Annotated in this window: 22 protein-coding genes; 10 read left to right on the forward strand and 12 right to left on the reverse strand. The window is 70.6% G+C overall.

Features of this window, described 5'->3' with window-relative positions; genetic code table 11:
• Positions 1–8 precede the first annotated feature (8 nt).
• Positions 9–1,343 carry a glutamine synthetase family protein gene (locus GKS42_RS14885; protein WP_154794542.1) on the reverse strand — a complete coding sequence of 445 codons (1,335 nt, stop codon included), beginning with the start codon at positions 1,341–1,343 and terminating at the stop codon, positions 9–11.
• A gap of 77 nt (positions 1,344–1,420) precedes the next feature.
• Here GKS42_RS14885 and GKS42_RS14890 point away from each other — a divergent pair, with 77 nt between their 5' ends.
• Positions 1,421–3,070 (forward strand): NAD+ synthase, encoded by a 1,650-nt coding sequence (locus tag GKS42_RS14890; RefSeq protein ID WP_154794543.1) that lies wholly within the window; start codon positions 1,421–1,423, stop codon positions 3,068–3,070.
• 10 nt (positions 3,071–3,080) lie between these two features.
• Positions 3,081–3,941, forward strand: coding sequence for a 3-methyl-2-oxobutanoate hydroxymethyltransferase (gene panB, locus GKS42_RS14895; protein ID WP_154794544.1), 861 nt, complete (start codon positions 3,081–3,083; stop codon positions 3,939–3,941).
• 88 nt (positions 3,942–4,029) lie between these two features.
• On the opposite strand, the gene GKS42_RS14900 is transcribed toward panB, so the two are convergent.
• The 4 genes from GKS42_RS14900 to GKS42_RS14915 form a co-directional block, all read right to left on the reverse strand.
• Entirely contained in the window at positions 4,030–4,272 is a 243-nt protein-coding gene (locus tag GKS42_RS14900) for a DUF2188 domain-containing protein (RefSeq protein ID WP_154794545.1), read from the reverse strand.
• A 127-nt stretch (positions 4,273–4,399) separates the two neighbouring features.
• Positions 4,400–4,621 (reverse strand): hypothetical protein, encoded by a 222-nt coding sequence (locus GKS42_RS14905; RefSeq protein ID WP_154794546.1) that lies wholly within the window; start codon positions 4,619–4,621, stop codon positions 4,400–4,402.
• Entirely contained in the window at positions 4,618–5,613 is a 996-nt protein-coding gene (gene ku / locus GKS42_RS14910; RefSeq protein ID WP_154794547.1) for a non-homologous end joining protein Ku, read from the reverse strand. The genes GKS42_RS14905 and ku overlap by 4 nt, the downstream gene beginning before the upstream one ends.
• A 128-nt stretch (positions 5,614–5,741) precedes the next feature.
• On the reverse strand, positions 5,742–6,746 hold the full coding sequence (locus tag GKS42_RS14915) for a phosphotransferase family protein (protein ID WP_154794548.1): 1,005 nt from the start codon (positions 6,744–6,746) through the stop codon (positions 5,742–5,744).
• A 153-nt stretch (positions 6,747–6,899) separates the two neighbouring features.
• On the opposite strand from GKS42_RS14915, the gene GKS42_RS14920 reads away from it, so the two are divergent.
• Genes GKS42_RS14920 through GKS42_RS14945 form a run of 6 tightly spaced genes read left to right on the forward strand, consistent with a single transcriptional unit; the run spans position 6,900 to position 15,300 of the window.
• Positions 6,900–8,123, forward strand: a complete 1,224-nt coding sequence (locus GKS42_RS14920; protein WP_154794549.1) for an ROK family transcriptional regulator — start codon at positions 6,900–6,902, stop codon at positions 8,121–8,123.
• Positions 8,120–9,073 (forward strand): carbohydrate ABC transporter permease, encoded by a 954-nt coding sequence (locus GKS42_RS14925; RefSeq protein ID WP_154794550.1) that lies wholly within the window; start codon positions 8,120–8,122, stop codon positions 9,071–9,073. The genes GKS42_RS14920 and GKS42_RS14925 overlap by 4 nt, the downstream gene beginning before the upstream one ends.
• The gene (locus GKS42_RS14930; RefSeq protein ID WP_154794551.1) at positions 9,066–9,926 is read left to right on the forward strand and encodes a carbohydrate ABC transporter permease; all 861 of its coding nucleotides are present in this window, start codon (positions 9,066–9,068) and stop codon (positions 9,924–9,926) included. Before GKS42_RS14925 ends, GKS42_RS14930 begins: the two co-directional genes overlap by 8 nt.
• A gap of 45 nt (positions 9,927–9,971) precedes the next feature.
• Entirely contained in the window at positions 9,972–11,246 is a 1,275-nt protein-coding gene (locus tag GKS42_RS14935; protein WP_154794552.1) for an ABC transporter substrate-binding protein, read from the forward strand.
• A gap of 35 nt (positions 11,247–11,281) precedes the next feature.
• A complete protein-coding gene (locus tag GKS42_RS14940; protein ID WP_210769194.1) occupies positions 11,282–13,552 on the forward strand; it encodes a glycoside hydrolase family 31 protein in 2,271 nt (756 codons plus the stop codon).
• Positions 13,549–15,300 carry a glycoside hydrolase family 13 protein gene (locus tag GKS42_RS14945; protein WP_154794553.1) on the forward strand — a complete coding sequence of 584 codons (1,752 nt, stop codon included), beginning with the start codon at positions 13,549–13,551 and terminating at the stop codon, positions 15,298–15,300. Before GKS42_RS14940 ends, GKS42_RS14945 begins: the two co-directional genes overlap by 4 nt.
• Before the next feature lie 100 nt (positions 15,301–15,400).
• On the opposite strand, the gene GKS42_RS14950 is transcribed toward GKS42_RS14945, so the two are convergent.
• The 5 genes from GKS42_RS14950 to GKS42_RS14970 all read right to left on the reverse strand — a co-directional run bounded on the left by GKS42_RS14950 (position 15,401) and on the right by GKS42_RS14970 (position 17,817).
• Positions 15,401–15,745 carry a type II toxin-antitoxin system PemK/MazF family toxin gene (locus tag GKS42_RS14950; RefSeq protein WP_154794554.1) on the reverse strand — a complete coding sequence of 115 codons (345 nt, stop codon included), beginning with the start codon at positions 15,743–15,745 and terminating at the stop codon, positions 15,401–15,403.
• Positions 15,738–15,965, reverse strand: coding sequence for a toxin-antitoxin system protein (locus GKS42_RS14955; RefSeq protein WP_154794555.1), 228 nt, complete (start codon positions 15,963–15,965; stop codon positions 15,738–15,740). Before GKS42_RS14955 ends, GKS42_RS14950 begins: the two co-directional genes overlap by 8 nt.
• Positions 15,966–16,044: 79 nt before the next feature.
• Positions 16,045–16,932, reverse strand: coding sequence for a TolB family protein (locus tag GKS42_RS14960; protein ID WP_154794556.1), 888 nt, complete (start codon positions 16,930–16,932; stop codon positions 16,045–16,047).
• 40 nt (positions 16,933–16,972) lie between these two features.
• Entirely contained in the window at positions 16,973–17,389 is a 417-nt protein-coding gene (locus GKS42_RS14965; RefSeq protein WP_154794557.1) for a hypothetical protein, read from the reverse strand.
• Positions 17,390–17,421: 32 nt separating this feature from the next.
• On the reverse strand, positions 17,422–17,817 hold the full coding sequence (locus GKS42_RS14970) for a RidA family protein (RefSeq protein WP_174791154.1): 396 nt from the start codon (positions 17,815–17,817) through the stop codon (positions 17,422–17,424).
• Between the two features lie 131 nt (positions 17,818–17,948).
• Here GKS42_RS14970 and GKS42_RS14975 point away from each other — a divergent pair, with 131 nt between their 5' ends.
• Entirely contained in the window at positions 17,949–18,920 is a 972-nt protein-coding gene (locus GKS42_RS14975) for a helix-turn-helix transcriptional regulator (RefSeq protein WP_154794559.1), read from the forward strand.
• Between the two features lie 235 nt (positions 18,921–19,155).
• On the opposite strand, the gene GKS42_RS14980 is transcribed toward GKS42_RS14975, so the two are convergent.
• A complete protein-coding gene (locus GKS42_RS14980) occupies positions 19,156–20,412 on the reverse strand; it encodes a BtrH N-terminal domain-containing protein (RefSeq protein ID WP_154794560.1) in 1,257 nt (418 codons plus the stop codon).
• 92 nt (positions 20,413–20,504) lie between these two features.
• Complete coding sequence (locus GKS42_RS14985; protein ID WP_154794561.1) at positions 20,505–21,713, reverse strand: phosphotransferase; 1,209 nt, start codon at positions 21,711–21,713, stop codon at positions 20,505–20,507.
• A 398-nt stretch (positions 21,714–22,111) separates the two neighbouring features.
• Here GKS42_RS14985 and GKS42_RS14990 point away from each other — a divergent pair, with 398 nt between their 5' ends.
• Positions 22,112–22,642: a hypothetical protein gene (locus tag GKS42_RS14990; RefSeq protein ID WP_154794562.1), complete on the forward strand. Its 531-nt coding sequence runs from the start codon at positions 22,112–22,114 to the stop codon at positions 22,640–22,642.
• Positions 22,643–22,656 lie beyond the last annotated feature (14 nt).

The raw sequence follows: 22,656 nt of genomic DNA on the forward strand, positions 1-22,656 counted from the left end.
AGCCATGCTCAGATCAGGCCGACGCGGGCCAGCTCGTAGGGGGTGACCTGCGCCCGGTAGTCGGTCCACTCCTGCCGCTTGTTCGCGAGGAAGAAGTTGAACACGTTCTCCCCGAGCGTGTCCGCGACCAGCTCGGAGCGTTCCATGGTCTCCACGGCCGCCTCCAGGCTGCCCGGCAGCGGCTCGATGCCCAGGGCGCGACGCTCGCCGTCGGAGAGCTCCCAGACGACGTCCTCGGCCTCCTCGGGCAGCTCGTAGCCCTCCTCGATGCCCTTCAGCCCGGCCCGCAGCAGCACCGCGAGCGCGAGGTAGGGGTTCGCGGCGGAGTCCATGCCGCGGTACTCGATCCGCGCGGACTGGCCCTTGTTCGGCTTGTACATCGGCACCCGCAGCAGCGCGGACCGGTTGTTGTGACCCCAGGTCTTGTAGCTCGGGGCCTCCTGCCCGCCCCAGAGCCGCTTGTAGGAGTTCACGAACTGATTGGCGACGGCGGTGATCTCACCCGAGTGCACCAGCAGCCCGGCCATGAACTGGCGGGCCGTGGTGGACAGCCCGTACTTGGAGCCCGGCGCGTGGAAGACGTTGGTGTCCCCCTCGAACAGCGACAGGTGCGTGTGCATGCCCGAGCCGGGCTGGCCGGCCATCGGCTTCGGCATGAACGAGGCGACGAAGCCCTGCTCGATCGAGACCTCCTTGACCACCGAGCGGAACGTCATGATGTTGTCCGCGGTGGACAGGGCGTCGGCGTAGCGCAGGTCGATCTCGTTCTGCCCGGGGCCGGCCTCGTGGTGGGAGAACTCCACCGAGATGCCCATCGACTCCAGCAGGGTGATCGCGGCGCGGCGGAAGTCGTGACCCTGACCGCGGGCGACGTGGTCGAAGTAGCCGGCGTTGTCGATCGGGACCAGCGGGTCGGTCTCGTTCTCCTGCGGCTGGAACAGGTAGAACTCGATCTCCGGGTGGGTGTAGAAGGTGAACCCGGCGTCCGCGGCCTTCGCGAGGGCGCGCTTGAGCACGTTGCGCGGGTCCGCGGCGGCGGGCTCACCATCCGGGGTGAGGATGTCGCAGAACATCCGCGCGGTGCCGTGCTTGCCGCCGCGCCAGGGCAGCACCTGGAACGTGGACGGGTCCGGCTTCGCGACGAGGTCGGACTCGGAGACGCGGGCCAGGCCCTCGATCGATGAGCCGTCGAAGCCGATGCCCTCGCTGAACGCGCCCTCGAGTTCGGCCGGGGCGATGGCCACCGACTTCAGCACGCCGAGCACGTCGGTGAACCACAGCCGGATGAACCGGACGTCACGCTCCTCGATCGCGCGAAGGACGTACTCCTGCTGCCTGTCCATGCACTGCTCCCGTCATAGTTTCCGGTGCTCGCCGGTGCCGGGACCATCATGTCAGGTGAGTCGTAGGCTTCCGTGCCATGACGACGCTTCGCGTGGCACTCGCGCAGACGAATTCAACGGTGGGCGATCTGGACGGCAATGCCGCCACGGTGTTGCGGGTCGCGTCCGCCGCCGCAGCCGAGGGCGCGGACCTGATCGCGTTCGGGGAGATGATGCTGACCGGGTACCCGATCGAGGACCTCGCGGTGCGCGGCTCGTTCCAGCGGGCCGCCGCCGCGCGACTGGAGGCGCTGGCGGGTGACCTGGTCTCGGCGGGTGCGGGAGACGCCGTCGTGGTGGTCGGTGCGCTCGGGACCGCGGCGGACGGGCGACCCACGAACACCGCGGTGGTGCTGCACCAGGGGCGCATCGTGACGCGCTACACGAAGCACCACCTGCCCAATTACGGGGTGTTCGACGAGTTCCGGATCTTCGCCTCCGGGAACGACCCGGTGGTGGTGGACGTCGCGGGTAAGCGAGTCGGCCTGGCGATCTGCGAGGACATCTGGCAGGACGGCGGCACCGTGGAGCAGCTCACCGACGACTCCCTCGACCTGCTGCTGGTCATCAACGGCTCCCCCTACGAGCGGGGCAAGGCGCCCCTGCGGGTGCGCCTGGGTGCGCAGCGGGCCCGGGAGGTGGGCGCCCCGGTCGCGTACGTGAACCTGATCGGTGGTCAGGACGATCTGGTGTTCGACGGCGGATCTTTCGTTGTGGATGTCGACGGCGAGTTGCTCGCGTCGGGGCCGACGTTCGTCGAGCACCTGCTGGTGCTCGATATCGACGCGCCCGGGCAGACCGTGGTGCGCGATGCCGCGTTCACGCGGCGCTCCGACGACACCGAGCAGATGTACGACGCGGTGGTGCTCGGGCTGCGGGACTACGCCTTGAAGAACGGGTTCGGATCGGTGGTGCTGGGGCTGTCCGGCGGGATCGACTCGGCGCTGGTGGCGGCGATCGCGGCGGACGCCGTCGGGGCATCGAACGTCGTGGGGGTGTCGATGCCGTCGGTGTACTCCTCGTCGCACTCCCGCACCGACGCGGAGGACAGCGCGGAGCGGATCGGGCTGGACTATCGCGTGCAGGAGATCGCGCCGATGGTGGACGCGTTCCAGGGTGCGCTGGGGCTGTCCGGGACGGCGGAGGAGAACCTGCAGGCGCGGGTGCGCGGGGTGATCCTGATGGCGCTGTCCAACACCGAGGGGCACCTGGTGCTCGCGACGGGCAACAAGAGCGAGCTCGCGGTGGGCTACTCCACGATCTACGGGGACGCCGTCGGGGGGTATGCGCCGCTGAAGGACGTGTCCAAGACGCGGGTGTGGGAACTGTCGCGGTTCCGCAACGCCCGGGCGCTGGACCGCGGCGAGGTGGAGCCGATCCCGGAGAACTCGATCACGAAGCCACCGTCGGCCGAGCTGCGGCCCGGGCAGCGCGACGACCAGTCGCTGCCGGACTACGAGCTGCTGGACAACGTGCTCGACGCGTACGTGGAGAACGCGCTCGGCCGCGAGGACCTGCTCGCGTCCGGGTTCGACGAGGAGACGGTCGAGACGGTGGTCAGCCTCGTGGACCGCGCCGAGTGGAAGCGGCGCCAGTACCCGATCGGGCCGAAGGTGACCGCGATGGCGTTCGGGCGCGACCGTCGGCTGCCGATCACGAGCGCATTCCGGGAGTCCGACGCGGACTAGGCTGGTTGGCATGTCACAGGAGACCCCTGCCCCGGCCACGTCCGTTCTGCCCCCGGTGGGAGGGGACAAGCCCAGGCGGGTGCGCGTGCAACACGTGCAGGCCGCGAAGGACGCCGGTGAACGGCTGACGATGCTGACCGCCTACGACGCGCCGACCGCGCGGATCTTCGACGCCGCCGGGATCGACATGCTGCTCGTCGGCGACTCGATGGGCGACAACATGCTCGGGCACGCGAACACCATCCCGGTCACGATGGACGAGCTCATCCCGGCCGTGCGCGCCGTGACCCGGGCCACGAAGCGGACCATGGTGGTGGCGGACCTGCCGTTCGGGTCCTACGAGGCCAGCCCCGCGCAGGCGCACGCCTCCGCGGTGCGGATGCTCAAGGAGGGCGGCGCCCACGCCGTGAAGTTCGAGGGCGGCCTGCGGGTGGCGGAACACGTGCGGCTGCTCACCTCCGCCGGGATCCCCGTGATGGGCCACCTCGGCTTCACCCCCCAGTCGGAGAACGTCCTCGGCGGCAAGCGCGTGCAGGGCCGCGGCGAGGACGCCGCCGAGCGCCTCTGCGAGGACGCCCTGGCGTTGCAGGAGGCCGGAGCGTTCGCCGTGGTGCTGGAGATGGTGCCCGCGCCGGTCGCGGCCCGGGCCACCGAGATCCTCGCCATCCCGACGATCGGGATCGGCGCCGGGTCCTCCTGCGACGGGCAGGTGCTGGTGTGGCTGGACATGGCCGGCATGGGTGGCTGGGCGCCCAGGTTCGCGAAGCAGTTCGCGCAGATCGGGGCGGAGCTGGAGAAGGCCGCCTCGGAGTATGCGGCCGAGGTGCGGGGCGGGACGTTCCCGGGGCGGGAGCACGCGTACTGGGAGTGAGGGCGCTTCCGCGGAAGCGCCACAGTGGGGGGGCAGCCTGGAGTCACGCCCACCACTGAGCCGGACGCCTGACGTCGCGGGAACCGGGTCAGTCCTGGACGTCGCGGGGACCCTGTCCGTCGCGGGGATCGGGTCCGTAGCTGGGCCGTTCGCCGATCGTGCCGTCGACGTTTCTGACGACGTGGTCGACGCCGCCGGTGCGCGCTTCCTCACGCCCGACCGCAATGGCCTCGTCCCTGTCCTCGTGCGTGCTGAACGCCTGCTCGATTCCCTCGCGGCGGTTCTTCCACTGCCCGTCCTCGTGGAACGTCTCGACGTCTCCGCGTGGCATTCGACCGACCTCCCTCACACGCCGGCGGCTGGCACGTGTGATGTGCTTCGGCGGGCCGTCCGACTCTGTACCGAGGCTGCCAGCACCGCGGCCGCAGCGCGCGCCGAGTGCCCGACGGCGCCGGCGGTCAGGGGACCTGCGGCCCGGACTCGGCCGGCGCCAGGCATCGGCACGCCGGCTCCAGGTCGGCGCACACCATGATGAGCGCGTGGCCCTCACCGGGGGTGTCACATCCGGGATCGGAACAGGCCTGGGTCTCGTCGGTGTGCACGATCCAGGTGTCGTGGCAGTGGCGCAGGTGCAGCGAACCACAACAGGGGCGAGCGGCCGTGGTGGACGGGCTGGTCATGAGGCCTTCTTCTTCTGGGTCCTGGCCGCCTGGGTGATCGCCTCGGCGAGCTCGTCCTTGGTCATCTGGGAACGGCCGTCGACGCCGTAGTCCTTCGCCAGGTCGTACAGCTCCTTCTTCGACTTCGCCGACACGTCCGGCGCGTCGCCGGACTCGTTGCTCTTGCGTTCGAGCCCGCCGGCCTGGTGGCGGTTGCCGGCCTTGTGCTGACGGGAGGCCTCGACCGATTTGCGCAGCGCCTCCATCAGGTCGACGACACCGCCACCCTCATCGTCCTCGGCGTCGCTCGCGGTGACGATGCCCTCACCCTTGGCCTTGGCCTGCACCAGGTCGAGGACCTTCTCGCGGTAGGTGTCGACGTAGTTCGCCGGGTCCCACTGCGAGGTCATGGACTCGATCAGCGACGTCGCCATCTTCAGGTCCTTGTCGCCGGGCTTGCGCGCCGCGGGCACGCGCGGCAGCTCGGACTTGGGGTCGCGGATCTCGTCGGCGAAGAACATCGTCTCCAGCGTCAGAACCCCGTTGTGCGGGCGCACGGCGGCCAGGTACTGCTTGGAACGCATCACGAAGTTCGCGACCGCGATCCGGTCGGTCTTCTCCATGGCGGCCGTGAGCAGCCGGTAGGCCCGCTCGGCCGCCTCGTTCGCCGGCGCCAGGTAGTAGGTCTTCTGGTAGTGGATGGGATCGATGTCCTCGGCATCGACGAAGTCGGTGATGTCGATCGTGCGGGAGCGGCCGGGTGCGATCTCGTCGAGCTCGTCCGGGTCGAGGAGTACGTACTCGCCGCTGTCCAGCTCGTAGCCCTTGACGATGTCGTCGTAGTCGACCTCCTTGCCGGTGTCCTCGTTGACCCGTTTGTACCGGACCCGCGACGAGGTGCCCTTCGCGAACTGGCGGAAGTGGATCGTCTTGTCCTCGGTGGCCGAGTACAGGCCAACGGGCACGTTCACCAACCCGAACGCCAACGCACCGGTCCAGATCGACCGCGCCATCACGCACCTCCGCATCACCTCGAGGGTCCTGGCCTACGAGTGCCACTGTGGCGGCAGCCGCGGGCGTTGGCCACCGGAGAGTGCGCGGGAGCACGCGCACCAAACCGAGTCGGCGCGAGGACGACGACCTACCAGACGAGTCCATCGAGATGGTTGTGGCCGGAGAGCAGGCGAGCGATGCGGACCTGCGCCACTTCGCGGATGTCAGCCTGGGGGTGGTGTGCGTAGAGCGCGAGCTCCATGTACATGTCATAGAAGTTCAACCGCTCGCGCAGGTGCTCGCGCTCGAACAGCTCCGGATACGCGCCGTGCAGCCACCCCGGGACCTCCGTGAGGGTGGTCTCGTCGAGCCCCTGTTCGTCGGGTGTGGGTGGGTACTCTCGCGCCCTCGCGCACCAGCGCAGGATGGTGTCGAGCTCGGCATCCGCCGGCTGAGCCAACGCCTCCGCGAAGTCGATCAGACCGGTGACGCGACCTTGGTCGACCATCACGTTGGAGCCATGCAGATCACCGTGGACGAGGACCGTTGCGTCGTTGGCGAACAACGCCAGTCGCTCCTGGATCCAGTCAGCGACGTCCGCGAGCAGGGGCGAGTCATGACCAGGCAGTCGCCGGGCAGCCTCGACCTGCTGGAGCGCCGCGTTCACGACGGGTGGGTGGTACGCCGGCCACGGCTTGCCGGTGAGCGCGCCGGCCAGCCAGGGCGGCATTAGGCCGGCCGGGACAGGAACGCGGTGAAGGGCGCGCAACGCAACGCCGAGGCTTTCGATCATTGCTTGCCGCGTGGGCGAGTCCGCCGCCGGCCATGCGTCGGACAGGGTTCGGCCGGGCAGGCGTTCGGAGACGTACCACGGCCCGTCCGGGCCGTCGCCGTGGGCGAGGATCCGGGCGTGTGGAACCTCGCTGCCTGCGAGCAGGGTGACGACTGCGGCTTCGTGGCGATACGCGTCGCGGAACTGTTCGTTGGTGTTCAGTCGTATGACGTGTTCGTCGCCGACCCACACGCGGCTGACCCAGCCGGCCTTGGGGAGAAATCGCCCGGTTGCTGGCAGACCAGCCGCCGCCAGCGTCCTCAGCAGCGCCGGATCGGTAGCCGGCGCGCCGAGGAACGGCGTTGATTGGTCGTCGCGCACGTACCGAGCCTCGCACGCATCGGTTCGCCAGAGCGCCCTGGGAGGGTCTGGCCGAACCGCGACCCGTTCGTGGCCGATGGATATCGACCGTTGACGCCGCTCGATCTACCCTCTTAGTATGTGCCTAAATTAAGTCACGAACGAAGAGGTGTCATGACTGGGACACGGACGTCACTGCCGGACCGGGGAGAACTCGGGCCCGCGAGCGTCATCGCCGCGCTGGGCGCCAAGGGACCGATGTCCCGGGCGCAGCTCGCCCGCGCACTACGGGTCAGCCCCGCGACCATCACCCAGGTCACCAAGTCACTGCTGAGTCTGGGCGTGATCACCGAACTCGACGTCGTGTCCTCGGGTGGCGGGCGGCCGGCGCAACTGCTCGGCCTCGTGGATGGCGCCGGAGTCGGGGCGATTGGCGCGAAGGTCACCGCGGATCACGTGACGATGGTCCAGGTCGGTCTCGACGGCGCGGTCCGGGACATCCTCAACGAACCGTTCGACCCCTCAACTCCCGACGCGCTGGACGTGCTGGCCCGCCTGCTCGCCGCGTCGATCGAGCGCTACGACGGCCTGCTGCTCGGCATCGGCGTCGGCGTACCGGGCACCGTGGACGACCAGGCCAGCGGCGTGGTGCAGGCACCGACGCTCGGCTGGCGCGAGGTCCCGGTCGGGACGTTCCTGCGCCGCGAGCTAGACCTGCCGGTGCTCGTCGACAACGACGTGAACACCCTCGCCGTGGCCGAGCGCCTCTACGGCACCGCGGGTTCGCATGACTCCGCACTCATCGTCACCATCGGCCGGGGTATCGGGTGCGGCATCGTCGTGGACGGGAACCTGCACCGCGGCGCCGCCGGCGGCGCCGGCGAGATCGGCCACTTCCCGGTCGCGGCGGACGGGCCGGTCTGCGGCTGCGGCAACACCGGCTGCCTCGAGGCCTTCATCGGGGACGAGGCCCTCGTGCGCACGGCACGGGAGACCGGCGCCATCGGCCCGCGGTCCGGCAAAGCCGCCCTGCGCCGGGCTGCCGACGAAGGCGATGCCGCCGCCCGGAGCGTGTTCGCCGACGCGGGCGCCCTGCTCGGGCGCACACTCGCCGGAGTGGTGCACACCGTGGCGCCCGAGATCGTGGTGGTCCTCGGTGAAGGCACGGACTGCTGGCCGCACTGGGAGGAGTCGTTCGAGCGGGCGTTCCGCCGGCACCTGCTGCCGGGCCGCCGCAGCCTCCCGTTCGCCGTCGAGTCCTGGTCGGACGAACGCTGGGCGGCCGGCGCCGCGGCCCTGGTGCTGCACACCCCGTTCGACGCGGCCGGTGCGAGCGGCGACCAGGGCCGGCTCATCCGGGCCCGGCTGCACACCGGCAGTGCGGCGGCGATGCGATGAGCACCGCACCGGCGCCGGCGCTCCGCCGACCGATCACCGAGCCAGACCCATCAAGTACCAAGCGCGCGAACACGCGCCGGCGCGGGCTGCGCACCCTCGGCTGGGCGCTGCTGTTCCTGCTGCCCAGTGCGATCCCGCTCACCGCGTTCACGCTCGTGCCGATGATCTCCTCGGCCTGGGTGAGCCTGCACGACTGGAACCTCATCTCCCCGATGGAGTGGGTGGGCCTGGAGAACTACCGCGACCTGCTCGCGGACCCGCGCACCCGCGACGTCTTCGCCAACACCGCGACCTACATCCTCGGCTACCTCCCGCTGGTCTACATCGGCGGCCTCGGCCTGGCGCTCGCGCTCAACCGGACGATGGCCGGCATCGCGTTCCTGCGCGGCGCATACTTCCTGCCGGTCGTGACGAGTTGGGTGGTCGTAGCCCTCGTCTGGCAGTGGCTGCTCAGCCCGTCCAACGGCCTCGTCAACACCGTGCTCGGCGCCATCGGGCTACCGGAGCCCGGCTGGTGGACCGACCCCGCGTGGGCGATGCCGTCGATCATCCTGGCCTCGGTCTGGAAGGACCTGGGCTTCGTCATGGTGATCCTGCTCGCCGGCTTGCAAGCCCTCCCGCAGGAGGTCCTCGAGGCCGCCCGCGTCGACGGCGCCGGCGCCTGGCGCCGGTTCTGGCACATCACTTTGCCGCTGCTCTCACCCTCGACGTTCTTCGTGGTGGTGATCTCGCTGATCAATGGCTTCCAGGTGTTCGACCAGGTGAACGTCATGACGGGAGGCGGACCGGCCGGCGCGAGCCAGGTGGTGGTCGGCCAGATCTATGACCTCACCTTCCGGTACGGGCGCGCGGGTGACGCCTCCGCCCTGTCCTGGCTGCTGTTCGCCCTCGTGCTCGTCATCACCGCGATCCAGATCCGCGGCCAGCGCCGGTGGGTGACCTATGCCTGAGCTCACCGCCACCCGCCCTGCGAATGGCACCGGCCGCCGTCGGGGCCTTGTCCAGAACCTGTTCTGGGGCGTCGCGCTCACGCTCGGCGCGGCCGTCATGCTGTTCCCGTTCCTGTGGACCGTCATCACCTCGATCACCCCGGACGGGACTCTCGCCTCGGGCCCCACGCTGGTCGTCGAGGACCCCACCCTGGACGCCTACCGGCAACTGTTCGACGCGATGCCCATGTGGCGCATCGTGGCGAACTCGTTCTGGATCGCGATCGCCTCGACCCTGTTCCAGCTCATCACCGGCGCGATGGCCGCGTACGCGTTCACCCGGATCGCGTTCCCCGGCCGCCAGGCAGTGTTCGCCGTGTACCTGGCCACGCTCATGGTGCCGTTGCAGGTGCTCGTGGTGCCGCTGTTCATCCAGATGACCCGGGCCCAACTCTCCGACACCTACTTCGCCCTCCTCGCGCCGTCGATCGCGTCGGCCTTCGGCATCTTCCTGTTGAAGCAGGCGATGGAGGGTGTGCCACGCGAGTTGGACGAGGCCGCCACCCTCGACGGCGCCCACCACCTGCGGATCTTCGCGCAGGTCGTGCTCCCCCTCACCCGGCCGGCCCTGGCCACGGTGGCGGTGTTCGCGTTCATGGGGAGCTGGAACAGCTACCTGTGGCCGCTCGTGGTCATCCGCTCCCCCGAGCTGATGACGCTCCCGCTCGGCCTGGCCACGCTCCAGGGCCAGTTCACCACCCAGTGGAACGTCGTGATGGCGGGGTCGGTCGTCTCGGTCCTGCCCATCGCGATCGTCTACATCTTCGCCCAGCGATACATCATCGCCGGCTTCGCCCACAGCGGGCTCAAGTAACCCACCCATCCGCGGCGACGTCGCCGCCCCACGAAAGGCCCCATCATGACTCAGCACCGCCGCCGAGCCGCCCGGCTCCTGGCCACGAGCGCCGTCGTCGCCCTCGCCGCGACCGCCTGCTCACAGGGCTCCGCCAGCACCGACGACCCCACCGAGGCCGAGGGCTCAGGTGACGCGCAGACGACAATCACGTACATGAACTTCTCCTCGAACGGCGGCAACGAGGAGAACCTCGCGCTCGTGGTCGACGCCTTCGAGGCGGACAACCCCGGCATCACGGTTGACGTCGAGACCTTCCCCTACGACGACTACTTCACCGTGCTGCAGACCGCCGTCGCCGGCGGCACCGAGGCGGACGTGTTCGAGCTGAACTACGAGAACTTCGTCACCTACGCCCTGAACGGCTCGCTCGCCCCGCTCGAGGGCGTCGACGAGGCGGCGTACAAGCCGTCGCTGCTCGAGGCGTTCCAGGTGGACGGCACCCAGTTCGGGCTGCCGGAGTCGTTCTCGAACGTGGTGCTGTTCTACAACGCCGACCTGTTCGAGGCCGCCGGGGTGGAGCCGCCGACCGCCGACTGGACCTGGGAGGACGAGCGAGCCGCCGCGCAGGCCCTGACCGACACCGCCTCCGGCACCTGGGGCGACTACCAGCCGATCTCCTTCCACGAGTTCTACAAGGTGCTCGCCCAGAACGGTGGCGAGTTCCTCAGCGAGGACCGCACCGAGGCCACGTTCGCCTCGCCCGAGGGCGTCGAGGCCGCCGAGTGGCTCGTCGAGAAGTCCGGCACCGTGATGCCGACGACCGCCGACGGCGCCGGAACCCCGGACTTCGACACGAACCTGTTCACCTCCGGCCAGCTCGCCATGTGGCACACCGGCATCTGGATGTTCGGCCCCCTCGCCGACGTCGACTTCGCCTGGGACATCGCGGTCGAGCCGGGCAACACCGAGAACGCGTCGGCGATGTTCTCCAACACTGCGGTGGTCTCCGCACGGTCGGCGAACACCGAGGCCGCGCAGGCCTGGGCCGAGTACCTCACCTCGTCCGAGGCGATGGTCCAGATGCGCCTGGACACCGGGTGGGAGCTCCCGCCGGTCGCCGACGAGTCCCTGCTCGCCCCGTACCTCGAGCAGACGCCCCCGGCGAACCGGCAGGCCGTGTTCGACTCCCTCGACGCGATCGTGCTGCCCCCGGCGATCGAGAGCCAGACGGAGATGCAGGACATCGTCACCGAGGAGCTCACCGAGGCCGCCGCCGGCCGCAAGACGGTCGAGGAGGCGCTCACCAGCGCCCAGGAACGCGTCACCGCGCTGCTCTGACCCCGACCCGCACCACGCCTCAGCACAGGAGAGTCATGACCCTGCTCACCCACCGGCCGTTCGGCATCGAGCACCCGTACGCGACCTCGGCCGACCAGCGCGTCCCGGTCCGACCCGAGGTCGGTACGGCGGTACGCCTCGGCGTCATCGCCGCGCCCGAGGTGCGGGCCATCGCCTGCGAGTGGATGCCCGACGGCGGAGCACCGGTCTCCCTGTCCCTCGCCCCTGTGGTGGTGGACGCCGCGGACGCTGCCGCCCTCGCCGGTGGCGAGGGGCACCTCGCCGCCGCTCAGGCGGCGGCCCTCGCCGACGACGGTGCGTGGGCGGTCATGAGCCCGCCCGTCACCGAGGGCGTCCGGTACCGGTTCCGGGCGGAGGCCGACGGCGGCGCTCAGGCCGAGACCGAGTGGTTCGAGCTGCGTCCGGTCACCTGGGTGGCCGACGGCGGCGAGCTCACGTTCGACGGCGCCGGCGACCCGGGGGGCACCGACCGGCTCGTGCCCGGGTCGGTCCAGTGGCTGCGTGACGAAACCGGGGTGCACCGGGTCCGGTTCGCCCTGACCCTCGGCCCGGACGAGCACGTGGTCGGGTTCGGGGAGCGGTTCGACGCCGTCGACCAGCGCGGTCGCACCCTGGACGCCGTCGTGTTCGAGCAGTACAAGGGCCAGGCCGCGGCCGGACGCACGTACCTGCCGATGCCGTTCGCGCACGTGGTCTCGCCGTCCAACTCGTGGGGCTTCCACCTGCGCACGTCGCGGCGGTCCTGGTTCGACGTGGGCGCGTCCACGGCGGACCGGCTGGTGGTCGAGGTGGCCCTCGGCGGCGAGGCGCACGAGCACCTCGACGTGGGCGTCTACACCGGCGACCCGGCCGCCGTCGTCGCCGCGTTCACCGCCGAGGTGGGTCGCGCGGAGGAACTGCCCGAGTGGGTGTTCCGGCTGTGGGCGTCCGGGAACGAGTGGAACACCCAGGACGTCGTGATGGACCGGATGGACACCCACGCCGACCTCGACATCCCGGTGGGCGTGGTGGTGATCGAGGCGTGGAGCGACGAGCAGGGCATCATGCTCGTCCGCGACGCCGAGTACCCGTTGCACACCGACGGCGCGCCACACGCCGGCGCCGAGATCAACTACCCCGCCGGCGGCGCCTGGCCGGATCCGAAGGCCATGGTCGCCGAGCTCCACGAGCGCGGCGTCAAGGTGATCCTGTGGCAGATCCCGCTGCTGAAGACGAGCCATGACCTCGGCCCGGACGTCCCTGCGGACGCCCAGGTGTACGCGGATGGGCGCGCCCTGATCGACGGTGGCCACGCCGTCCTCGAGGCGGACGGCACGCCGTACCACAACCGGGGCTGGTGGTTCCCGCAGTCGCTCATGCCCGACCTGTCCACGCAGCGCACCCGCGACGCGTGGACCGCGAAGCGGGACTACCTGCTCGCGGACCTCGACGTCGACGGCTTCAAGACCGACGGCGGCGAGCACGCCTGGGGCCACGATCTGCGCTACGGCGACGGCACCCGCGGCGACGAGGGGAACAACCGCTACCCGGTGCACTACGCGCGGGCCTTCGGCGACCTGCTGCGCCGGCACGGCAAGGCACCGGTCACGTTCTCCCGGGCGGGGTTCACCGGCTCCCAGGCACACGGCGTCCACTGGGCCGGCGACGAGGACTCCACCTGGGAGGCGTTCCGGGCGTCGGTCACGGCCGGGATCACGGCCTCGGCCTGCGGGATCGTCTACTGGGGCTGGGACCTGGCGGGCTTCTCCGGTCCCCCGCCGGAGAGCGAGCTGTATCTGCGGGCCGCCGCCGCGTCGGCGTTCATGCCGATCATGCAGTACCACTCGGAGTTCAACCACCATCGCCGGCCGCTGCGCGACCGCACCCCCTGGTACGTGGCCGAGGTGAACGACGACCCCGACCTGGTCGAGGAGTTCCGCCGGCTCGCGCACCTGCGCGAGCGCCTCGTCCCCTACCTGACCACCCAGGCCCGCGTCGCGATCGAGACCGGTCGCCCTCTCATGCGCGGGCTGTTCTTCGACCACGCCGACGACCCGGAGATCTGGCGGTGGCCGCTGCAGTTCGGGCTCGGCGACGACCTGCTCGTGCACCCCGTGACCGAACCCGGCGCCACCACCTGGCGGACGTACCTGCCTGCGGGCGACTGGGTCGACGCCTGGACGGGCGAAGCACACCACGGTAGGGCGACCATCACGCGCGAGGTTCCCCCCGCCGTCGTGCCGGTTTACGTGCGCGCGAGCGCGTGGCCCGGCCTCGCGCCCGTGTTCGACCGGGCGGCGCCGTGACCGAGTCGCAGCCATGGTGGCGCTCGGCCGTGGTGTACCAGGTGTACCCGCGATCGTTCGCGGACTCCGACGGCGACGGCATCGGCGACCTGCGCGGTCTCATCGGCCGCCTGGACCACCTCGAACGGCTCGGCGTCGACGTGCTGTGGCTCTCGCCGGTCTACCCCTCTCCCCAGGACGACAACGGCTATGACATCTCCGACTACCGGGACGTGGATCCGGTGTTCGGCACCCTGGCTGACCTCGACGAGCTGATCGAGGCGGTGCACGCGCGCGGGATGCGGCTCATGCTCGACGTGGTGGTCAACCACACCTCCGACGAGCACCCCTGGTTCGCCGACTCGCGGGCCTCGCGCGAGTCGGTGAAACGGGACTGGTACTGGTGGCGGCCACCTCGCCCCGGGCACGTCGGCGGAGAGCCCGGCGCGGAGCCGACGGACTGGCACGGCTTCTTCTCGGGGCCGGTCTGGGAGTGGGACGAGGCGTCCGGCGAGTACTACCTGCACCTGTTCTCCGCCAAGCAGCCGGACCTGAACTGGGAGAACCCGCAGGTGCGGGCCGCCGTCCAGGAGATGCTGCGCTGGTGGGCGGACCGCGGCGTCGACGGCTTCCGGCTCGACGTGATCAACCTGATCTCCAAGGCGGTGCGCCCCGACGGGACCCTGCCCGACGGCGTGGACTCCCCCGCCCTGGTGGGCACCGGGCTCGCGGACGGCTCCGCGCACTACACGAACGGCCCCCGGCTGGAGGAGTTCCTCGGCGAGCTGCACCGCGAGGTGTTCGCGGCACCCACCGCCCGCGGCGACGTGCTCGTCACCGTCGGGGAGATGCCCGGCGTGACGCTGCCGCTGGCGCGCTCGGTCACGGACCCGGGCACGCCCCAGCTCGACATGGTGTTCACGTTCGAGCACGTCTCCCTCGACCATGGTCCCGGCGGCAAGTGGGATCCCCGTCCGCTGACGCTGCCCGCGCTCAAGGCGAACCTGGCCGCCTGGCAGACCGGTCTCGGTGACGGATGGAACGCGCTCTACTGGAACAACCACGACCAGCCGCGGATCGTCTCCCGGTGGGGTGACGACTCGCCGGAGCACCGTGTCGCGTCCGCGAAGACCCTCGGCACCGTGCTGCACCTGATGCGCGGCACCCCGTTCGTCTACCAGGGTGAGGAACTCGGGCTCACGAACGTCTCGTGGACCGGCATCGAGGACTACCGGGACCTCGAGACCCTCAACCACTACCGGCAGGCGGTCCGGGCCGGGGCCGACCCGGCCGACGTCCTCGCCGCCGTGTCCGCCATGGGCCGGGACAACGCGCGCACACCGATGCCATGGTCGGACGCCCCGCACGGCGGCTTCACCGCGGGCACGCCCTGGCTCCCCGCCAACCCCGCCTACCCGGAACTGAACGCCGCCGCCGCGTGGGCCGATCCCGGCTCGGTGCTGCATCACTACCGGCGGCTCATCGAGTTGCGACACACCCTGCCCGTAGTGGTCGACGGGGACTTCGAACTCGTGCTGCCCGACCATGAGCAACTGATGGCCTACCGCCGCACCCTCGGGACGCAGCTGCTCACGGTGGTCGCGAACATGTCGAGCGCACCGGCATCACTGGATCGCACCGACCTCGGGATAACCAATGGGCAGGTGCTGCTGGCCACCCACCCGCCGGCCCCCGACGACGCCGGGGACATCCTTCTGCGCCCGTGGGAGTCGCGGGTCGTCCTGTCGACCAGTGCCCTGACGCCGTGAGGAAGAACGCCCTGCCCGAAGAAGTGCCGTAGAACAGTCTGCGTCGGGCCGCAGGCACTGCGTCACGGACGGAGGTACTGACTCACGGTCGACTGGCCCCTCAGTGCAACGCGAGGAAGTCCCGCAACCAGCCGTCCACCTCACGCATCGTCGCGGCGTCGACCACCCCGATGTCGCCGACGAACCGATCACGGGTGACGGTGCGCGGCTGCTCCGTCATGACGAACGTCGGCGTCGACAGGCCGAGTCGCGGACCCCGTAGTAGTACATGATTCGGCCACCCTCGATCGGTCGTCGTCGCAGGCAGGACGATCGCGAGTGTGTCCGCCTGCTCGAGGTACAGGTCGCTGGCCACCACGAGCGCAGGCCGGCGCCCGGGTTGCTCACGACCGCCCGCCGGATCGAGCTCCGCCCAGACGACGTCCCCGCGACGCAGTTCAGTCACCTGGCCGGCCGTCGTCGAGCGTCACGTCCCAGGACCGGAACTCATCCCAGTAGGACGAGTCTGCCCCTCTGAACGAACGCCCGAACTCCTCCATGCGCTGACGCCGCTCATGGGCGTCGAGCAGGCGCTCGATCAGGCCCGACGCAGTCAAACCGCGCGCCCGCGCGTCACGGTTGATCCGATCGCGAAGCTCCGCACTCACTTTGATCGTGGTGGCCATGACACCAATCTACCCACCGGGATACCAATCGGTATACCTTCGAAGCAGGCCCGGCTCCGCCCTGCGAACCGGCGCCGAACTACGACCGTACGGGGTACGCGACGAAGGCAACCCGCGTGCTGTCGGGTGCCCAGCTCGCCACGTTCATCGTGCCCTGGCCGCCGAAGAGGGATGCGAGGTCTCGCACGGCGCCATCCGGTTCGATGACACGGATGATGACGTCATGGTCGGCCGGATGGCCGATCGTGCCGGGCGGGAAACTGACGTACACGATGCGTCGGCCGTCCGGGGACACGTGCGGGAACCAGTTGACCCGCTCGTCGTGGCTCAGCTGCTCGACGCCGGTACCGTCCGGCGCCATCCGGAACAGTTGCGCGTGCCCCGGGGTGGCAGAGGCCCGTTCGGAGTTGAAGTAGATCCACTGACCATCCGGGCTGTACTCGGACCCGTCGTTGGGGAACGGGTCGTCGGTCAGCTGGGTGTCCTCGCCACCCGCGGCCGGCAGCGTGAACACGTTCGTGGTGACGGCGCCGTCCTCCGCGACGAGCATGCCGATGTACGCGAGGGTCGAACCGTCCGGGGATACGCCATGCAGGTAGTGGCGGAAGTCGGTGCCGTGGTCGTTGGAGACCCGGCGTGGCAGACCGGTCGCGAACGGGATCGCGTAGAGGTGGCCGTCGTTGGCCGAGACGTACACGGTCTCGCCGTCGGGGCTGAGCACGTGGTCGTTGTTGATCGGCGGGATCTCGCCGAGCGGGACCTCCGCGAGGTCGCCGCCCTCGACCGGGATCCGGTACAGCCAACCGTCTCCGTTGACGAGCAGGTGCATGCCATCGGGTGTCCAGTTCGGTGCCTCGAACAGCACCGTGGGGCTCTCGTGCACGAGTGTCCGTTCGCCGGTGTCGACATCGACGATGTACAGCTCGGCGTGCTGGCCCGGGCGCAGCGCGCGGGAGGGACTTCGCATGGGTGATCACTCCTGGTGACGGAAGGCGGGTACCGGCGTCCTACTGTCCACGACGTCCCGACGCGTCACAACCCGTCGGCCGTCCGAACCAGAGCCACAGGACGCGCATCGTGACGAGGATGAACGCGGCGAACGCGGTCTGGCTCACGACTCCGAAGAGGGCAAGGCCGCCAACGGTGGCGAACACGGTCCAGTTCACCGCGATGGCGGCGAGGATCACCGCAGCGCCGAGAACGATGCCGGCGCGCAGCCGCAGCACGATCAGAACGGCGGTGACCGCATCCAGCACCGTCAGGGACGTCCAGAACAGGCGGACCCCGGTCGGAAAGCCCTCGTAGGCGCCCGTCCCGCCGGCCACGAGGTCCGCCACGTGGGTGCCGGTGCCGATCAGGAATCCGACGATCCACACGCCCTGCACGACTCTGAGCACCAGTACGGACGGGGTACGGATGCTCACCCGCTCATCCTATGAAGGCGGGTCGCCTCGGATCAGCCGACGGCGGTTCCCTCGAGCTCGACCACCTGGCCGGGGATCGCCAACCTCGTGACACCGAGCATCGTCGTGGTGGGTGCCACCCGGGCGGCGCCCAACCGTGCCGCCAGGACGCCGTAGTGCGGGAACAGCGCGTCGACGTCGGTGGTGTAGACGTTGAGCCGGACGAGGTTCGCGAGGGTCATGCCGGCCTCGCCGAGCACGGCCTCGAGGTTGTCCAGGCTCAGCGCCAGCTGCGCCGCCACATCACCATCATGCTGGGGCCGGCCGTCGGCACTCATCGCCGTCTGCCCCGAGATGTACAGGGTCCGGGTGTGCCCGGAGACGACCTCGCCCTGGTTGAACCCCAGCTCCAGCGACCACGTCACCGGGTTGACTGCCGTTCGTTCGATTGCCATATCTGCTCCATCCGATCGTTGGGTGCGTGCGTCCATCGGGCCAGAACTGCCTGCTCTGACGCGGTGAGACGAGCCTGGCGACTAATCACGACATCCTTGGTCATGTATTCGGATACGGTTCACGCATGCGCGCCGACCGGTTGGTCTCGCTGGTGCTGCTGCTGCGCCAGCGCGGGCGGCTGACGGCGGACACGCTCGCCCGCGAGCTGGAGGTCTCCACCCGCACCGTGCTACGGGACATCGAGGCGCTGTCCGCGGCCGGGGTCCCGGTCTACGCCGAACGTGGCCGGCACGGCGGGTTCGCTCTGCTGCCGGGGTTCCGCACCGAGCTCACCGGGCTGAACCACGACGAGGCGCTGGCGTTGCTGACCGCCGGTACGGGTCATGCCGAGCAGGTCTTCGGCCTCGGCTCGGCCCTTGCCTCGGCCATGCGCAAGGTGGTCGACGCGCTGCCCGAGGGCCATCGGGCCACCGTGAGCGACGCGACCCAGCGATTCCTCGTCGAGCCGCAGACGGACCTTCTCTCCCGGCGGCAGGTCACCGAGGACGTGCCCGATGCCACGATGAGCGAGGTTCGGCGGGCCGTGCTCGCCGGGCACAAGCTCCGGATCCACTATGCGGCCACCGGCCATGCACCGACCTGGCGCACGGTGGACCCCGTCGGCCTGGTCACGGTGCGCGACCGGGCGTACCTGCTGGCCACGAGATCGGGAGCGGACCGCACCTACCGGCTGTCGCGGATGCTGGCCGTCGAGGAACTTCCCGAGCGGGCGCAGCGACAAGATCAGGTCGATCTCGACCGGATCTGGCGGGAGCGCTGCGCGCAGTTCCTGTCCGACGGCCACCTCAGCGTGCTGGTCCGCGTGAGGCCGGCCAGGCGGGAGGACCTGCTGACGACCGCAGTCGCCGTCCGGGCTGAGGAACCCGAGCCGGACGGCTGGCTGCGGCTCGAGGTCACCTACCAGGACCAGTGGCACGCGGAGTGGGCGCTGTGGCAGCTCGGCACGGACGCGGAAGCCCTTGGCCCGGCGTCGTTGCGCACGTCACTGCGCGAGCGCGCCGCAGCCGTTGCCGCGCGTTACGCCGAATCCTCCTGAAGCCGTGCCCGGGTGCTTCCGCGGAAGCGCCGTCCGCTCACCCCTGGAACAGACTCGTGACAGACCGCGGCAGGCGCTTCCGCGGAAGCTCCGCCCGCCTGTTCAGGTGCTTGCCCGGGCCGATCACGGCCCGGAACCGGTGCAGATGGCTGTCGAAGCAGCGCCGCATCCAGGAGTGCCTGTCGCTGCTCCGGGGTCGCATGCACCCACCGTGGCCGCCAACGCGCGCCCGCCCTCAGCGGCTGAGCACCGCCCGCAGCGACGCGACCGCGCCCGTCTCGGCGTCGTGGATCGCGGCCAGCTGCGTGCTCATCGTGGTGCGGATCGAGGCCAGCCGCTCCTCGTCCAGCGGCGACGCGTCCGCGTGCTCGGCCCGCAGTCGCCACAGCCGATCGGCGGCCGCTTCCCGCTCCGCGGATGCGGCGTCCCCCGCGGCGACGGCGCCGGTCACCGTCGCGGTCAGCTCCCGGAGCCGGACGATCGCCGGCACGTCGTCCGGCAGCGCGGTCTCGGCGAGCAGATGCCACCGCTGCCCGATCTCCCGCCACCGCTGCGCCTCGTCCGCGAGCGCCGGCTCATCGAGGACGGCAGCGGCCTGCGCGAGTCCGTCCGCGAACAGGCCGCGAAGGTGCCCACCGTCCATCCCGGCGGGCTCGACCGCCTCCCACACTCCGGCCAGTGCCCGCAGCAGACCACGCCGGTCGGCGAACACGGTCGGCCAGCCCTTCGCCGCACGCTGGTCGACCAGCATCCGCGACCACTTGCGCCACGCGGGCAGAGCGAACGACGTCGACGAGCCGGCCAGGTGGTCGCCCGTCGCGGCCAGCCCGTCCCGCACGGCGGCGCGCAGCCGGTCGGCCGGAACCACGGTGTCCGAGGACTGCACGACGAGCATCGTGTTCTTGTAACTGCCCACCCGGGCGCGCGCCCGGTCCAACACGGCGGTGGGCACAGTCAGCGGTGCCAGCGTGCGGTCGTCGACGTGCACGCGGTCGTCCGAGCCGGCATAGGCGACGACGGGGTGGCCGCCCTGGCCGTCGAGGAACTCGGGCAGGTTCCAGTAGCCGACCTGGTAGCGGTCCGGCCAGACGATGGCCGGGTCGCCCGCCTCCAGCGTCGAGGCCAGCGCCCGGGCCGCGGCGACGGACCCACCGGTCCGGGACCACCTCACGTCCAGCCCGAGCCGGTCGACCGTCGCGGCCAGCCGCCGGTCGAAGTACTGCCAGGAGTGCGTGAAGCCGAGGGTGACGACGCGGCTGTCGTCGTGCGTGAACTCCCACAGGATGTAGCCGGCACCGAGTCCGCCGCCGACGACGAGCAACAGCGGCTCGGTCAGCGGCCCGTCCGGGCCGACGACCCCGCGGTGCGCGAGCACGTTGGCCAGCGCGGCGGTGTCCGGATCGGTACCTCCACGCAGCGTCCACCCGGCGTCGACGACGGGCCCTCCCCCGCCGCTCGCTCCCCGGACCTGCCCCTGCTCACCAGTTGCCATGTCGGACCCTCCGGATTCTCAATCCCCACGCGCGCGGGTGACTCCAGGCTAGGTCGCCCCAGCCCGACGCGGACCCGGGCCGGGAACCAGGTTCAGCGCACCAGCGTGATCGCCTCGAGCAGCTGCGCGAACGCCGCCCGGCGGGGCAGATGGGTCAGGAGGTGCGTGACGCTGCGCGCGGTGAAGTCGCGCTCCGCCGCTTCGGTGCGCCCCGCCGTCGTCATCGCCGCACTGTGGGCGTCGAGGGCGGCGTCCACCTGACCGCCCACGTAGTTGCACATGCTCATCGCGAACCCGCGGAACGCGGCCTCGTCGAGGTTCGGGACGCCGTCGGCCACCGCGGCGTACCCCTCGACCAGCGCCCGCGCACCCGCAACGTTGACCGCACCGCTCGGGTCGATCGTCCAGTTCGCGAGCACGTCGGCCAGCTCCCACGCAGGCGGCTGCCCACCGGCATGCTCCCAGCCGACGACGACGAGGCTCCCGTCGCGCTCGCGCCGCACCTTCGCCGGGCCCATCGAGTTGTGCGTGAGGACCGCGGTCGAGGCGTCGACCGGTGCCGAGCCGAGGTCCGCGAGCCGCTCGAGTTCGCCGACGGCGGCGTCGAAGGCATCCGCCCACGGCACGCCGGCCTCGCGGGCCCGAACGGCGACCTGCGCCCACGGTTCGTCCGAGAACCGGGCCGCGTGCCACGGGCTGATGCGGTCGACCTCGAAGCGGAGGCCGTGGACCGTCGCCAGGATGGCGCCGACCTTGGCCGTGATCCGCGCCGCCACCGGCGCGGCGAGCGGCGGACCGGAGTGCCGCCACTGGGTCACCCGCCACGGCGCGCCGTCGATCTCCTCGACGACGGCGCCGGTCCGGCTCCGCACCGGGCGCGGGAGCTGCACGCCGGCCGCCGCGGCGGCCTCCTGGAGCTCGACATCGCGGTCGGCCTCGACGATCGGCCACCAGTTCTCGACCGAGCTCGCCGACCAGCGTCCTCGGTCGGTGTCGAGCAACCAGCGGCGCCCGAGGTCGTCGGATCGTTGCACCGAACGCAACTGCCCGGTCACGGCGCCGAGGTCGTAGCGCTGCGCGATCGCCGCCGCCAGGGAGGACGGTGCGACGTCCTCCGCGCCGCGGCGGGCCTCGACCTCCGCCTTCAGGGCCGGCCAGGTGCGGAACCCGTACTGCTGCGCGAGCGCGGCCTGGGCGTCGGCGAGCGACGTCGTCGGTTCGCCATCGCGCAGACCCGCCAGCAGGTCCTTCGCCTGGCGGCGCAGGTGGTCGAGGTTCGGGGAGTCGGGAAGGATCTTCATGTCGGAAACACCTCGCTCGTGGCCCGGACTCGCACGGGCTGAGCATCGGTAGGTGTCCGCAAACAGTTCACCCACGGCATCGGGGTGGCTTCGAGCCTTCCGGCGAGTCTCGGCGCGATCCCGCTCGCGCTATTCGCGACAGTAGACCCGCGCGAGAAGGTCGTCAACGGAACGCTGACGGTTCGAGCCGGCGCCGCGAGCGCGCGGGCGGCACGCGCTCGAAGCCACCCCCGCTGTCGGGCGTTGCCGCACAAGGGCCTCGCAGCCCCAGGGCGTGTCTCCTTAGTCGCACGGCCGCGATGTTGCAGCGTGCGGGTGTGGATCGTGGACGGGAGTTGCCGGTGGTGCTCGCCGCTCTCCTCCACTGGGTCGAGAACTGACGCGAGTACCTTTCCCTCATGGACTCGGTCGATGATCCGCTCGCGCCTTGGAGAACACTGGAGGCACAGCGCGCAGCTCTACCGCTCGAGGACCAGGCAATCTTCATCCTCGTCTGCGTCGAGAGCATCTTGTCGATGCGCCCGGCACGAGGTGCCGCGGGCCAGGAATATCTCCACGCCATCTGGGACGCGATCGGCGCAGACCGTTCGAAGCTGTCGACGATCGCCGAGGCCCTCGATCAGCGCCCAGACATCGACGACCATGATGAACTGGCCGCCCTTCTTCATGCGGTCGAGACCCTTCGCGGATCCCACGACGCCGCGGCATGGGGCGCCCGCCGCCTTCTCGCCGACGCCTATGAACGCATTCCCAGAGACGGCAGCGACGACTTCTTCCCACCGCTTGCCGATGACACGGCGCACGAAACCGTTCAGGACGAGCTCCGCTGGCAACGCTCAGTCCTCGCATCACTGAGCGCCAACGACCACGCAGCGCGAATCGCGCACCTGCGCGAGCAAGCACGCACTCGCGGCGAAGCCAGTCACTAGGGAGACACGCCCAA

Origin of the sequence: Occultella kanbiaonis, assembly GCF_009708215.1 — a bacterium.
Taxonomy (GTDB): Bacteria; Actinomycetota; Actinomycetes; order Actinomycetales; family Beutenbergiaceae; genus Occultella; species Occultella kanbiaonis.

What these genes read in the sequence shown, in the direction of transcription:
- GKS42_RS14980 (WP_154794560.1), bottom strand. Translation starts at nt 20,412, where the DNA reads ATGGCAACTGGTGAGCAGGGGCAGGTCCGGGGAGCGAGCGGCGGGGGA.
- GKS42_RS14975 (WP_154794559.1), top strand. Translation starts at nt 17,949, where the DNA reads ATGCGCGCCGACCGGTTGGTCTCGCTGGTGCTGCTGCTGCGCCAGCGC.
- ku (WP_154794547.1), bottom strand. Translation starts at nt 5,613, where the DNA reads ATGGCGCGGTCGATCTGGACCGGTGCGTTGGCGTTCGGGTTGGTGAAC.
- GKS42_RS14990 (WP_154794562.1), top strand. Translation starts at nt 22,112, where the DNA reads ATGGACTCGGTCGATGATCCGCTCGCGCCTTGGAGAACACTGGAGGCA.
- GKS42_RS14935 (WP_154794552.1), top strand. Translation starts at nt 9,972, where the DNA reads ATGACTCAGCACCGCCGCCGAGCCGCCCGGCTCCTGGCCACGAGCGCC.
- GKS42_RS14925 (WP_154794550.1), top strand. Translation starts at nt 8,120, where the DNA reads ATGAGCACCGCACCGGCGCCGGCGCTCCGCCGACCGATCACCGAGCCA.
- panB (WP_154794544.1), top strand. Translation starts at nt 3,081, where the DNA reads ATGTCACAGGAGACCCCTGCCCCGGCCACGTCCGTTCTGCCCCCGGTG.
- GKS42_RS14960 (WP_154794556.1), bottom strand. Translation starts at nt 16,932, where the DNA reads ATGCGAAGTCCCTCCCGCGCGCTGCGCCCGGGCCAGCACGCCGAGCTG.
- GKS42_RS14890 (WP_154794543.1), top strand. Translation starts at nt 1,421, where the DNA reads ATGACGACGCTTCGCGTGGCACTCGCGCAGACGAATTCAACGGTGGGC.
- GKS42_RS14885 (WP_154794542.1), bottom strand. Translation starts at nt 1,343, where the DNA reads ATGGACAGGCAGCAGGAGTACGTCCTTCGCGCGATCGAGGAGCGTGAC.
- GKS42_RS14905 (WP_154794546.1), bottom strand. Translation starts at nt 4,621, where the DNA reads ATGACCAGCCCGTCCACCACGGCCGCTCGCCCCTGTTGTGGTTCGCTG.
- GKS42_RS14900 (WP_154794545.1), bottom strand. Translation starts at nt 4,272, where the DNA reads ATGCCACGCGGAGACGTCGAGACGTTCCACGAGGACGGGCAGTGGAAG.
- GKS42_RS14955 (WP_154794555.1), bottom strand. Translation starts at nt 15,965, where the DNA reads ATGGCCACCACGATCAAAGTGAGTGCGGAGCTTCGCGATCGGATCAAC.
- GKS42_RS14930 (WP_154794551.1), top strand. Translation starts at nt 9,066, where the DNA reads ATGCCTGAGCTCACCGCCACCCGCCCTGCGAATGGCACCGGCCGCCGT.
- GKS42_RS14920 (WP_154794549.1), top strand. Translation starts at nt 6,900, where the DNA reads ATGACTGGGACACGGACGTCACTGCCGGACCGGGGAGAACTCGGGCCC.
- GKS42_RS14985 (WP_154794561.1), bottom strand. Translation starts at nt 21,713, where the DNA reads ATGAAGATCCTTCCCGACTCCCCGAACCTCGACCACCTGCGCCGCCAG.
- GKS42_RS14940 (WP_210769194.1), top strand. Translation starts at nt 11,282, where the DNA reads ATGACCCTGCTCACCCACCGGCCGTTCGGCATCGAGCACCCGTACGCG.